Annotated in this window: 10 protein-coding genes; 4 read left to right on the forward strand and 6 right to left on the reverse strand. The window is 45.2% G+C overall.

What is annotated here, in order from left to right; all coding sequences use genetic code 11:
- Positions 1-169: 169 nt before the first annotated feature.
- The 4 genes from AM228_RS36495 to trmD all read right to left on the reverse strand — a co-directional run bounded on the left by AM228_RS36495 (position 170) and on the right by trmD (position 4,941).
- Positions 170-292: a hypothetical protein gene (locus AM228_RS36495; RefSeq protein WP_255353281.1), complete on the reverse strand. Its 123-nt coding sequence runs from the start codon at positions 290-292 to the stop codon at positions 170-172.
- Between the two features lie 133 nt (positions 293-425).
- The gene (gene dnaG, locus AM228_RS27425) at positions 426-2,579 is read right to left on the reverse strand and encodes a DNA primase (RefSeq protein ID WP_054470088.1); all 2,154 of its coding nucleotides are present in this window, start codon (positions 2,577-2,579) and stop codon (positions 426-428) included.
- 108 nt (positions 2,580-2,687) lie between these two features.
- A complete protein-coding gene (locus AM228_RS31345; RefSeq protein WP_082349180.1) occupies positions 2,688-4,217 on the reverse strand; it encodes a DUF1517 domain-containing protein in 1,530 nt (509 codons plus the stop codon).
- Positions 4,201-4,941: a tRNA (guanosine(37)-N1)-methyltransferase TrmD gene (trmD, locus tag AM228_RS27440; protein ID WP_054470095.1), complete on the reverse strand. Its 741-nt coding sequence runs from the start codon at positions 4,939-4,941 to the stop codon at positions 4,201-4,203. Before trmD ends, AM228_RS31345 begins: the two co-directional genes overlap by 17 nt.
- A gap of 302 nt (positions 4,942-5,243) precedes the next feature.
- Here trmD and AM228_RS27445 point away from each other — a divergent pair, with 302 nt between their 5' ends.
- The 4 genes from AM228_RS27445 to AM228_RS27460 all read left to right on the forward strand — a co-directional run bounded on the left by AM228_RS27445 (position 5,244) and on the right by AM228_RS27460 (position 11,243).
- Positions 5,244-5,522 carry a 4a-hydroxytetrahydrobiopterin dehydratase gene (locus tag AM228_RS27445; RefSeq protein ID WP_054470091.1) on the forward strand — a complete coding sequence of 93 codons (279 nt, stop codon included), beginning with the start codon at positions 5,244-5,246 and terminating at the stop codon, positions 5,520-5,522.
- Positions 5,523-5,790: 268 nt separating this feature from the next.
- Positions 5,791-7,467, forward strand: a complete 1,677-nt coding sequence (locus tag AM228_RS27450) for an HD family phosphohydrolase (protein WP_082349183.1) — start codon at positions 5,791-5,793, stop codon at positions 7,465-7,467.
- Positions 7,468-8,750: 1,283 nt separating this feature from the next.
- Positions 8,751-10,502 carry an iron uptake porin gene (locus AM228_RS27455; protein WP_054470092.1) on the forward strand — a complete coding sequence of 584 codons (1,752 nt, stop codon included), beginning with the start codon at positions 8,751-8,753 and terminating at the stop codon, positions 10,500-10,502.
- A gap of 303 nt (positions 10,503-10,805) precedes the next feature.
- Positions 10,806-11,243 (forward strand): Rrf2 family transcriptional regulator, encoded by a 438-nt coding sequence (locus tag AM228_RS27460; protein WP_054470097.1) that lies wholly within the window; start codon positions 10,806-10,808, stop codon positions 11,241-11,243.
- Positions 11,244-11,747: 504 nt separating this feature from the next.
- Here the strand turns inward: AM228_RS27460 and AM228_RS34650 are convergent.
- The gene (locus AM228_RS34650; protein ID WP_054470093.1) at positions 11,748-12,695 is read right to left on the reverse strand and encodes a hypothetical protein; all 948 of its coding nucleotides are present in this window, start codon (positions 12,693-12,695) and stop codon (positions 11,748-11,750) included.
- A 526-nt stretch (positions 12,696-13,221) separates the two neighbouring features.
- The coding region (locus AM228_RS34655; protein WP_231636968.1) for a hypothetical protein at positions 13,222-13,740 on the reverse strand (519 nt) is incomplete at its 5' end.

Consider the following 13,740-nt stretch of genomic DNA (forward strand, 5'->3'; position numbering starts at 1 on the left):
CGCGTGAACGAATCGCACTAATTAATCTATAATAGCGTTAAGCCTGCCCCCGTGAAGACGGGGGTTAGCAATGGATTTAAACCCATTGCAACAAAAACCAAACCCAATGGGGCGTTTTCTTAGATTTAAATCAACCATAATTTGCGATTTTATTGACTTACAGCGGTTTTCAGATTAACAAACCACTATCGGGCGAAGCATGACCGTAGGGGCGAAGCATTCCGGTAGTCCATCTAATATTATAAGCAGTAGGGGCGAATGGCCATTCGCCCGTACAAGGGCGAATGGCCATTCGCCCCTACGGAATGCTTCGCCCTTACAATATTTTCAGCAATAATTTGTCTGCGGTCATGCTTCGCCCCTACAAATCATTGTGGTTTATTTAATATAAAATTGCTGTAAATTAGCTAATTTAAAGCCAATAATTATCGATAATAATAATGCCAATTTAATTTTTCATCTAATTCCTTAATTCGCTCCTTTGCTTGATATAATTGCTCACCGTACTGCTGCCATTTTTCTGGGTCAGTCGTTGCGTTAGTCTCTTGCCATAGCTTCAAATAGTATCGAGAAAGTTCTTCACAGTTTGCTCTTTCCATTGATGATGCCGCATCTTGAATTAATTCTTCCACTCTAAAAATATCTTTCTCGGTATATTCGTCTAAATGAAATAATGGCGAAATTTTGCCATAAAACTCTGGGTAATTGATTAAACAATCGTGCAGTTTTGAGATTAATTTATCCGGTGTATCGATTGGATATTCCCGCCGAATATCTATTTCTTTTAATGCCATCCGGCACGCTTCGCGATCGGCACTTTCTATTTGGGCAATTTGCTGCCATAATAATCGGTGATGAGATAAAGTAAAATCTAAATTTCTCTCTTCTAAAGTATCAATAATAATTGCCCGATATTCGGGACAATGTAAGTAAAGACGTAGCAATCTAGCTTCTGCTTGTTCTAGCAGAGTATTAGGGGAAATATTGGTTAAGACTCTTGGGGACTTTGCCAGTAGGGGCGAAAGGCCGTTCGCCTCTACTGAGTAAACAATACTGATATTATCTCTGGTATCGTCGCTAATCTCATAACTGGGTTCTTCTGATAATTCTTCCGGCATTCGTGCCGATTCTTGAATTAAATCTGCCCTTGGCGGTTGCTGATTTTCTCTGCTTTCTTGCCTTGATTTTTCGCTACTATTCTTGGCACTTAAATCGCTCTTTTTTTGCGGTCGGTTAATTTGTTTGAGGATATCTTGAGCCAGAATCGGGATGAGACGAGTATTCCCTTGGCTGAGGCGTTCGGCGCAATAATTCACATAATAAATCCGGGTGTCGTTCTGATCCAATTGAGTCAATAATTGCAATATTTCTCTATAGGCTTGCTGATATTCATCCGCAGCTTGGAGATTTTTCCCTTTTAAAATTTGTTCAATTTGCCAGTTAAGCCATAACGGGGCATCTAATAAAAGTTGCTTATAAGGTTCGGGAGAACCACTGGTTTTGAGGAATTCATCGGCGTCTTTGCCATCAGGAATGGTGAGAATTCTTAACTGGATTTCTCCAGAATAAGCCAAATTCGCAATTTCCCCGATCGCCCGTTCTGCCGCCTTAATTCCCGCTACATCAGCATCGAAATTCAGGACAATTTGTTTAGATTCGGTATAGCGCAATAGTTGGCGCACTTGGTGGAGACTGAGGGCAGTTCCTAGGGAAGCCACAACATTAGTAATTCCGGCAGCATGAAGGGCGATCGCATCAAAATATCCCTCCACCACCACCGCTTGGTCTGCTTGACCAATCGCAGTTTTAGCTTTATCTAAAGCAAACAGAGTTTTGCCTTTATCAAAAACTCTCGTTTCTGGAGAATTGAGATATTTGGGCTGGTCATCTCCCAAGGTTCTACCCCCAAACCCAATCACCCGTCCTTGAACATCATGGATCGGAATCATCAGGCGATCGCGAAATTGGTCATAATAACCGCCCCCAGACTTCCGGGGCTTAATCAACCCCGCTTGTTCCACCAACTCCGTCGGATAGCGTTTTTGCTGCACCAAATAACTGTAAAGGGTTTCCCAAGTGGGTGGGGCATAACCCAACTGGAACTGCTGAATCGTATTTTCCCCTAACTGACGCTTAGATTTGAGATAATCTAAAGCCTGACTGCCTTGGGGCTGACGTAAAGTATGCTGATAAAAACTAGCTGCGATCGCCAAAATTTCATACAACTGTTCCCGCATGGAAAGTTGGCGCTGAAATTCTTGCCGTTCCTCTGGTTCCAAAGTCTTAATCGGCACTTGGTAGCGTTTCGCCAAATCCAACACCACCTCAGCAAAAGAATGCTTGCCAATTTCCATCAGAAACTTAATCGCATTACCGCCAGCCCCACAACCAAAGCAATAATACATTTGCTTACTAGGGCTGACCGTAAAACTGGGGGTTTTTTCCTCATGGAATGGACACAACCCCAAAAAGTCTTTTCCCCGTTTTTTCAGCACCACATATTCGGAGACCACATCATAAATGTCAGCCCGTTCTTTAACCTCTTCAATAGTTTCTTGATGTAGGCGTGGAATATTCATCCCTATTTCTCTTGCTCTAAGCCTTTCTAACCTTTCTAACCTTTCTAACCTTTCTAACCTTTCTAACCTTTCTAACCTTTGTGTCCTTTGTGTCTTTGTGGTAAAAACTCAAAGTTGCACCAGATCCGCATAACCAGTCAATAGCTGATCGTAAGACAAACTATCGGTTGCCTCTTGGGGAGTCCACAGTAACTCTACCACCAACAAATAATCCTGGGTCATTGCGGCAACCCGTTGTAAAGCTTGCTGTAATTCTTCCGTTGAATGAATCGAAGCAAACAAAGGGCGATCGTCTTCCGTACCAATCAACAAAGTCACCACAATATAAGCGGCTGGATCGTTATCATCGCTTTTAGCGATATTAGAGCGTTCCCGGACTTGGCCTTGGACATTACTAAAAGTTTCCGCACTAAATTTACTACGTTCAGCAATAGATAATTGTTCAAAAACTTGTCCGGCTTGTTCGCGACTTTTCACCGTTTGAGAACTAGAAAAAGCGTGACTCCAATATTCTGGATGTCGTAATAAAGATAAAGCCGCTTCTTGCAGAAATTCCACCCGGCCTTCAGGGGTTTCTAAGTCAGCATTGTAGCTGAGGTCTTGTAGTTGTGATTGCAGATCGCGAGCATTTGCTAGTAAAGCAATCTGTAATTTAGTCACCGTGACCACATCATTCTCTAGTTCCTTGGCAGTTCCTTGGGTGGAATTCTTTTTGGCCAGAAGATACCACGCGAGATTGCTCCGCAACGCTATCGCGATCGCCACCCCACCGCCAATCACCAAGAAAAATAGCACCCATCCCCAAGGAAACCCTTGAGATGCTGAAGCACTGCTCGTCGCGGTCGTGGCCGCATTCGGCGCTACATTCGCTGGAGGTGTCTGACTCGAAGTCTCTGGACTGACCGAATTATTGGGAACAGGAGCCAAGTAGGGCTGTGGCGCTGGTTGCGACGGTGGGACAACAATCGTATTATTTTCGATTTCTATTTCCACAGAACTGGGACGACTGTGGGGCACCACTGGCACATAGTAGGTTCCACCCGTGGATGTCCCAGTCGAGGGAGTAACCGGGGTAGAAGTGGACGGACTGTTATGGGTATTGTTCGGAGTAACTGGTGCTGGGGCTACCGTCGGCTGATTAAACGAGCCACCGCGAGCCCGTCCCCCAGTTTGACCCCTGGCAGGGTAGGAAGTAGGACTAGATGTGGTCGATCCAGAGGTTGAACTGGGGCTGGCAGAATCACGGGTACTGCTTCCAGAGCTACTGCCACTGGAAGAATTAGAACGACTCGGATTGCTACTGCTGCCGGAAGAACGACTCGGACTGCTACTGCTACCGGAAGAACGACTGGGACTGCTACTGCCAGACGAACGACTCGGTGTGGAACGAGAAGGTCTACTGAAAGAACCTCCACGACTTGAACCCCCACTGCTTCTTCTGGCAGAAGCGACGGATGAATCTGTTGTCAGCCACTCTTTAAAATTTCCTCTTTGGGGACGAATGCTTACTTCGTTGATTAATAAGAAGGCTAAAAAAGTGGCGAGGATGAGATTAAACTTACGCATGGTTAATAGTTCAAAACCCAAACGGGCGCTTTCTATGATCCAGGTATAGCCTATTTCACGTGGGATCGTCATTTTGAGTCGAAACTTTTGGCGGGTTTGTATTTGTCATCCCTGGACTCAATAAATCTGGGCGCCGCTGTTGGGTGCGTTCCAATTGTTGCTGCGATCGCCACTGGGCAATTGCCCCATGATTGCCCGAAAGCAGCACATCCGGCACTTTCCAGCCGCGAAACTCTGGCGGCCTGGTATAGTGAGGATAATCCAGCAACCCCAACCCGTTAACAACTTCAAAGCTTTCCGCCATCAGGGATGCCACTTTCCCCACGGTTCCCGGCAGCAAACGCACCACCCCATTAATCAACGCCAGGGCGGGAATTTCCCCCCCAGTCAGCACAAAATCACCCAAAGAAATTTCTCTAGTGACTAAATTCATCACCCGTTCATCAACCCCTTCATAGTGACCGCAAATTAAAACCAGTTGATCGTAATTATTGGCCAACTCCTTAAATAGAGATTGATTCATTCGTTCCCCTTGCGGGGTTAGATAAATCACCTCGCGACGTGCTAATACAGGTAAAGATTCTACGGCGGCAAAAATCGGTTCTGGTTTCATCACCATACCCACGCCACCCCCGTAGGGTTCATCATCCACTTTACGGTGCTTATCGGTAGCGAAGTCCCTGGGATTCACCAGATTTACGGTAGCAATGTTTTTTTCCAGGGCTTTACCCAAAAGCCCAGACTCCAGGGGAGTGGTAAAAAAATCAGGAAATAAAGTCACTAAATCAATACGCACGGGGATTTCAACTCTCAATTTAACTTACGGTTAGGAGCATTTCTCTTTTCGAGAGTACCAAAAACTTTGACATTTCTAAGGCTTCAGCCTTTACCATTTAACTTGGCTGACCATAAATCTACCAGTTCATTGATTGCTATAATTGTTTTCACAGCAAGAGTGAATCCGCTACTATTTCCTTAAATGTGGTGAGCGGATTTAAAGAGCAGAGACCGCCGAACTTATTCTGACCCCCAGAAAAATGTTGTGGCAATACTCAACTCGCTAGATATTTTGACTAAACCTGATGATCGGTGACATTAATGGCTCAGTTATTAAGTGCAACAGAAATTCAAGAAAAAGTTGGCCAGCTATCCGGCTGGCACCTTGAAGGGAAAGAAATTCGCTGCCAAAAAACCTTCAAAGACTTTGTGGAGGCGATCGCCTGGGTGAATAAATTAGTCGAACCGGCTGAAGCCGCAGGTCATCACCCAGATATCACAATTTCTTATAACAAAGTAATCGTGAGTTTAACCACTCACGATGCTGGTGGCCTCACAGAACTGGATTTTGACCTAGCCACCGTAATTTCTAGTTTATAAAGCCTGCCCCCATGCAGCCTGCCCCCGCGAAGGCGGGGGGGCGGGGGTTAGATTCAATTCTTCTCACTGCTAGGATTTTTACTCTGGCTAGGAAAAAATAACTTTTCAGAAGGACCAAAGAAGGTTCCCTCGATTTCTAAACACGGATACAAAATCTCTGCCTAGCAGATTGCCATCTTCATCTTTAGATCCTCCAGCCGAGAGTCAAAAACCAATAAACGCGCCTAAAAATATCTAAGCAGGAAGCATTTTAGGAAAAGGTAAACCCGTGAACAGCCATCAAACATTGACACCTAGCAACCTAGAAATAGAAAATCCAGAATTACAGCAGAATATCGCTGCCAGAGCGGAAATTGTTGAAAAATTATTAGATATTGGATCTGCGCTGTCGAGCACTTATGATTTAGGCAAATTATTGAATTTAATCTTATCCAAAAGTCGGGAAATAACCTGTAGCGATGCAGGCAGTGTCTATTTAGTAGATCGCAGTGAAACCATTCCCAAGCTTTTGTTTAAAGTGGCTCAAAATGATTCTTTGCCCAGCCTATCTTTTGCAGAATTTGCGTTACCAATCACCAAGAAAAGTTTGGCTGGCTATGTTGCCATTACAGGTGAAACCCTGAACCTTGCCAATGCTTATGATTTGCCCTCAGATGTTCCCTACAGTCTCGATCGCAGTTTTGACCATGAGCTTGGTTATTATACCCGATCAGTGCTCGTATTACCCATGCAGAACCAGGAAGGGGAAATCATGGGGGTGCTCCAACTGATTAACCGCAAGAAGAGTTGGGATTTATTAGTTACACCAGAAAATGGTCTTGATGTCACTCAACCTTATTCCGACTGGGAAGAGCGAATTTTGCGGAGTTTAGCCTCTCAAGCGGCAATTTCTATTGAACGAAACGATCTCCAGGAAAGTATTGAAAAGCTGTTTGCTGGTTTTGTCAAAGCATCGGTGCAAGTGATTGAAGCTAGAGACCCTTGCACCTACGGCCATTCCGAACGAGTGGCAGAACTCACCGTCCGGCTGAGTCAAGAAGCGAATACTGTCACCAGCGGTGTCTTTAGTTCTCTTTATTTTAGCGATCGCCAAATCCAAGAAATTCGCTACGCTGCTTTGCTCCATGATTTTGGCAAAGTCGGAGTCCCGGAAGCCATTTTAGTCAAACAGAAAAAACTGTATCCCCGTCAACTAGAACTGGTAAAACACCGCTTTGCTTTAGCCAAGCGGACTTTACAATTTGAATGCGCTCAAAATAAGTTTCGCTATTTAGTCGAGCATCCCGATCGCCGACATCGTAACCATGAAACAAGCTGTCCACATTGTCAAGATTTATTCAACCTTGACGCCAAACTCGCCCAGCAACTAGAACAGTTAGATCAATACTGGGAGGTGCTACTCGAAGCCAACGAACCAAGAGTTTTAGCCGAAGAACCTTTAGCTCGTTTGAAAGAACTTTCCCAATATGTTTATCAAGATGTTGATGGCCAACTCAAACCCTTGCTGACCGCAGAAGAACTAGAGCAATTAATGGTTCGCAAAGGCAATTTAACTCCCGCAGAACGTTTTGATATTGAATCTCATGTGACTTATACTTATGAATTTCTCAAGCAAATTCCTTGGACAAAGGATCTCAAAGACGTGCCAACCCTGGCTTATGGTCATCACGAAAAACTTGATGGATCCGGATATCCTCTCGGCTTAAAAGCCGATGACATTCCCCCGCAAACTCAAATGATGACCATTGCAGATATTTATGATGCCCTCACCGCAGGCGATCGCCCCTATAAACGGGGACTGCCAGTAGAAACTGCCTTAAAAATTCTCCACCAAGAAGCCGCACAAAAGAAAATCAACCGGGAATTTTTGCTGCTGTTTGAACAGCGGCAAGTTTTCTCCGTCATTGGCCACAGACTCGACAACATCCAATTAGAATCTGCCTAACGGCAGCAGTCAACCAACCGTGGCATCAAGCTAAATTAACAATATTAAGAACAGGTAAGATTAATAACAGGTAAGCGATCTGCTCCAGAAAAGGTCATCGCTAAAGTCTAAGATTTTTTTATTTTTTGAGTAAAATAAAAAAATCTATTATTTAAAACGTCATGCCTAAAATTCCCACTACAGGTTCCATCAGCCCCGAAGCTTTAGGATTTTTTGGTCAAGCTCCAAAATTATCGGCCTGAAAATTAAGCAACTGAATTCGATTTTCAACTAGAGAAAACCTCGATAAAATCTCCGGATTATATAGATCGCTATCAGTAAGTATCGATTAATTACCTAGACAGAGTTTCTCATTCTCTGAGCAATATTGGGATTAAAATAGTTGGTGACAACCGCGATCGAAGTGGGATAGGAACTTTGAAACCAAGGCAGCATCGTTATAGGCTATCGGGCTTTGACGGATCGCCCTGATCGAGGGGCACTCTCTCATGTATCTGTTCGATCGCTGAATGAGCGGAATGCTATACATGAAACATCATCGAGTTGATCTAAAGTTGAGCTAAAATTGAGCTAAAATTGGTCTAAAATCTAATTAGCCATCAGTATTTGGTATTGGCTTTAAGCATAGCCATCTTGACCATCGGCATGATTGCTGTTGTCCAGGGTGACATGGCACCGAAAGACCAGTGAAGTTATAATAACGCAGCTATCCATCCCGATCGGTGACTTATGATGTAGTATGAGCGTAGCGTTTACTGTTGAACCAAAAACCCTGTAAACTTAAGCTTATGCGTCATGGGGAGGCTAAAATCAAGACCAGAAACCATTGAGCATCTGCCCAAAAGCAACTCAGGAGTGAATTTATTTAGCCTAATTTTCAGGAAACCCTAACAGGCCACTGAAACATAATCTAGGTTAAAACTGACAAAGAGTGAAATAGCAAAGGAGATCCACTGCATTGACTGCCTAAATAAACCCTGGTTATGCTGAATCATCAGATATCTCCGGCAAGAAGATTGCAGAGACGACTGGTTGGCCGAAATCAGACCACAAATATTAGGCGATCGTCAATGGTACTCTAGGCTGAGTATATAGTGGCCAATCCCCTAGATATAAGCTCAGATATATCAGCCATCTTCAAAGTGGCAGGATTCAAACAATACCCAACACAGGTTAAGCGCCCAAATGCGCTGTCACCTGACAAAAGCTAATGGCTCTTGCTAGAATCTAGCCAAATAGACCGTTAGTCTCTCGATAAAAAAGGTGTGAGGACAAGAGGGAAAATGTCTAAAATCTTATGGAGTTCTCTGTTGGTTAGCCCAGCATTATTAGGGGCGACCTTGTTAGTCTCATCTTCAGCTTATGCTGTTGGTGAAGCCCAGTCCAATTTAGGACAAACTGAAGCGGGTGAAACTCAAACCTCTCAAGTGCAGCCAGTCACTTCTGTGTTTGCCTCCGAGGTGAATTTCCCCAGTCAACCAGAAATCATCGCTCAAGCTACTGAGACCCGCTCCAACGAGCAAAACGTCATCCAAAGACTGAATCAGTACAGCCGAGAAGGTTCTGCGAATACTTCAGCCGGTCAGTTAACTTCCGTATCTCAGCTATCAGACGTCAAACCCACCGACTGGGCATTCCAAGCGCTACAGAACCTGGTGGAACGCTACGGTTGTATTGCCGGTTATCCTGATGGCACTTTCCGGGGCAGTCGGGCGTTGACTCGCTATGAATTTGCCGCTGGTTTAAATAGTTGTTTGGATCAGATTCAAATCTTGATCAGCCAGGTACAAGGGGAAGTGACTAGAGAAGACCTCCTCGCCATCCAAAGATTAATGGATGAATTTGCCGCTGAACTGGAATTGCTGCGCGGTCAGGTGAACGCCCTAGAAGTGCGTACCGCCGAACTCGAAGCCAATCAATTCTCCACCACTACCAAACTATTTGGCGAATCCATCTTTGCCTTGGTTGCTGCTGATGGTGGTAGTGCGACTAACGCTGATGTCAACGGTGAATTTGCCCTGGGAACTCGGACTCGTCTCAATTTCGACACCAGTTTCTCCGGTCAAGACTTACTGCGGACTCGCCTGCAAGTCGCCAGTCTGGATTCATTTGCCCAGAACAACACCTTCACCCCTGAAGGCGATTTGATGTTTAATGCCGGACTTGACCAAGATGGAGACACCACTTTCCGCTTGGATTCCTTGCTGTACAGCACCAACCTGGGTGAAAAGACTCGGATTGCTTTTATTGCCAATGCTGGAGCCGTGGATGATTTCGCCAGCACCGTGGTGCCCTTAGATGGCGATGGTGGCAGTGGTGCCGTATCTCGCTTTGGGACTCGCCCGCCCATTTATAACATGGTGACTGGTACTGGTGTCGGTTTAACCTACGATGCTGGCAAAGCTGAAGTCAGCTTGGGTTATTTAGCTGGTAATGACAACTTGGGTCGTTCTGCGGCCAGCCCCCTCCCCCAAAATGGTTTGTTTGATGGGCCTTACGGCGCTATAGCTCAGTTGGTATTAAAACCTGTTGATGGCTTAAAACTGGGTTTAACCTACGTTAATGCCTACAACAAAGACACCCAGACAGGGAGCATTTTTGCCACCCCAGTTTCTTCCATTGGTTTCACCACTTCCACCAATGCCTACGGCCTGCAATTCGGCTACGAAACTGCTGATATGCCGATTAAACTCGGTGGCTGGTTGGGTTACACTGATTCAAATATCAAAGATTCAGGATTAGACGGTGACATGGCTGCCTGGAACTGGGCGGTGACTTTAGGGGTCGATGCGGGTCCTCCGGGAAGCCAACTGGGTCTGATTGTGGGCATGGAACCCAAAGTCACCAGCAGTGATGGAGCATTAGCCGGTCTGGAAGATGCGGATACTTCCCTGCACATTGAAGGTTTCTACGAATATCAACTGTCCAATAACATTTCCATTACTCCAGCCTTCGTCTGGTTGACTGCTCCCGATCACAACAGCAACAACGATGACCTGGTAATTGGAACTCTCAGAACCACCTTTAGATTCTAATTCTGGTTCAGGAAAAACCAGATCGCTTGATCTGGTTTGAACCTAGCTTAAGTTAGTTCTAGCCCTGCAAATCGCAGGGCTTTTTTATTACCATGAATTAAAATTACTAAACCCCAGTGGATAACCGGAGTATAATAATCAAGAAGAAGAGAACAATTTATTTCTGATGCGTTATTTGTGATGCATGGTTTAGGGGAAAGCACTAACAAACAACAAACAACAACCAAAGAATCCCTACCCAACAACCAACAAACAACAAACAACCAACAACCAACAACCAACAACAAACAACAAATAACAAATATGGAAATTACCTGTAAAACCGAATACGCACTTTTAGCTTTGTTAGAACTGACGGCTCATTATTATGACAGTGAACCTCGACAAATTCGGCAAATTGCTGCACAACAAAATATCCCCGACCGTTACTTAGAGCAGCTATTAGCTATGTTAAGGCGAGGTGGTTTGGTTCGCAGTCAACGGGGGGCAAGGGGCGGGTATCTTCTAGCTAGAGAACCCTGGAAAATTACTCTACTCGAAGTGGTGAGTTGTATTGAAGGATTAGATATCAACAACCGTCCAGACAATATGAATCGAAAAACGATTGAAAGTATTTTAGTCCGAGAAGTCTGGCAAGAAGCCTGTGATGCTTATTTTGGGATTTTACAAAAGTATAATCTTCAAGATTTATGTAACCAGCGTCATGCTAGACAGCAGTTGAATCTTATGTATTATATTTAGTTGGTTGTTGGTTGTTGGGTAGGGATTATTTGGTTGTTGGTTGATTGTTGTTGGTTGATTGTTGTTGGTGGATTGTTGGGTAGGGATTCTTTGGTTGTTGTTGGGTAGGGAACGGGGAACAGTTATCGGGGAACGGGGAAATATTTTTCTCCTCTGCTCCTGAAGCCCCCCTGCTCCTCTGCTCCTGAAGCCCCCCTGCTCCTGAAGCCCCTCCGCTCCTGAAGCCTCTCTGCCCCCTACACCCTACACCCTACACCCTACACCCTCTCTTCCCCGGCTCCTGAAGCCCCTCCGCACCCCCGCACCCCTGCACCCCTGCACCAGTGTTGTTGGTTGTTTGTTATTCGAGGGGGCGAATGATTCTGCAAAAAAGCATTCCCAGGCATAGCCTAGGAATGAAGTTGAAAAGCTAATTGCTGAGATAATAGTTTGTAGGAATTGACCCATAGATATTTTAAATAACCGGAAAATACTCAGATCAATTCTTTCAATAAATTCAATAAATTAGTCGTTGTCTCGTCGATTATTACTACCTCTTGCCGGGGAGAAGCCAATCGCACGAGTTCCAGTGTATTTGTACACGAAAAATTGTGCGAAGCTGATATTTTTCCGAGCAAACCGGAATCGGAAACCATTATTCGCAAAGAACTTGGCAGACTGAGCTAAGAAACGGATGCGAACTTCCGACAAACTATTGAAAATAGCCGCTAATTCTTCAGCGGTGGCATAGCTGCCAAAAAATTCGGCAAAAGCTTCATTGTTGAAAGCGTCTTTTCCAAATAAACCGGCTCTTTTTAAGGCGTTGATAAATGCTTCCAGGGCGAGTTGTTTATTCCCCTGAAGACCACGAAGTTTATCAAAAATTAAGGTGCCAACCAAGATGTCAGGGTCGATTCCTAATAGGCGGGCTAATTCAGCGATTAATGCGGCATCAAGACCTGTGGCAGTGGCATATTGCTGCGAAAGGCTGATGACTACGGCAACGGTTTCGGTGGAAGTGGTGGTTTCTGAGGTGACGCTGGTGGTCGCTTCTAAACCAGTGGAGACGTTGGTTATTTGCTGACCTTGAGTTGAGATTTCGCTGTTACTGCTGCCACTGACCACCTCACCAGTAGAACCAGTAGAAACTTGAGTTGTTTCCTGAGTGGAACTGCTCTGAGTTGTAGAAGTAGTTTGAGTGCTGGTAGTAGTAGTGGTGGTTGTGGTTGTCCCTTGTTGAGTGGTGGTTGTGGTCGTTTGAGTGCTGGTTTCTGTGCCACCGAGAAGGTTGGTGAAATCTAATACGGTGGTCGTTATGCCGACCGGGGAACTGGGACTTGGGGTGACTGGAGATGCATTTTGTGCTTTGGCAGAGAGTGGAGCCGCGACTATGGCACCAAAAGCGGTGCTCGCTGCGACTAAGCTACCGATGACTAAGCTTTGTGGGGTTAAATTTTGTTGTTTTCCGTTCATAGTCCAAAAACCCGTGGTAAATCCCCTGATGTTTTGACATCAAGAGAGGAAGCTCGGCGGGCGATCGCGCTTCCTTTGTATAATGTATGCTTTGGCTGTAATTAGCATAGATTTTTGATATTTTTTGCTAATCTCACCGATTTGGACGGCTCCTCTTCGCGAACGTACACCCTAATCACGCGAAATTCACACCCTTGAATGCCCCTATGTTAAAAAATTAGTTTGTTTTTTTCGCATCTAAGTTAGATTATAGCTTATTTTAGTTCAAATGCAAGTTAATTATTATTAAATTTCTTCTGTTATCAAGGGTATATCCTCATCAGATTTGACTTGAGAAGATTGATGACAGGCGGACATGACTGGGCTAGGAGAGACCATTTCACCGAGCCTGTCATCGGCGAGATCCCCAAAAAAAGCTGACCAATTGATGTTGGTCAGCTTTTGATGAATTAAGTTTGGGGTTTACTCCCTAAAAAATGCCAAGATTTTAAGGAGTTAACCAGAGATTCAGAGAATCCTTAGTTCCTTAGTCGTTATTGTCATTAGTGCTTCTTTGACGATTGAACAAGCCGGGAGCAATCACACCACCGGGTCCGGTGAAGCGAACTGAAGTAAATCTGTAGGCCAGCATTTGAGTCAAGGTGATTTGGGAGTAGCGAAGGCGTGAAAATGCTCGCGCCGGCCGAATGGGTAAACCACCAAATCGAGTCAAGCCCAAACGATAGAGCAAGGCCAACTGCTTGTCCGATAAGGCGTTAAAGACACGAATGGCGTCATCAGCATTGGCCACAGTGGCAATAAGGTTGATAAATGCGGAGTTGCGGTAAGCGTCAAGGCCAAGGCCACGTTTTGCAAATGCCGCCAGAAAAGCCTCAGCCCCGGCACCAAATCTGGCGATCGCTTCCTGCACCAAGGGTAAAGCCATATATTGTGCTGGAGTCAGACCCAACGCCTCTGCCTGCGCGTTAACGAAAGCCGCACTCAGTGGGCCAAAGTTGGTTGGTGTCGGAGTCGGAGTAGGTGTCGGCGTCGGGGTGGGCGTCGG

The sequence above is a fragment of the Planktothricoides sp. SR001 genome (assembly GCF_001276715.1).
Taxonomy (GTDB): Bacteria; Cyanobacteriota; Cyanobacteriia; order Cyanobacteriales; family Laspinemataceae; genus Planktothricoides; species Planktothricoides raciborskii.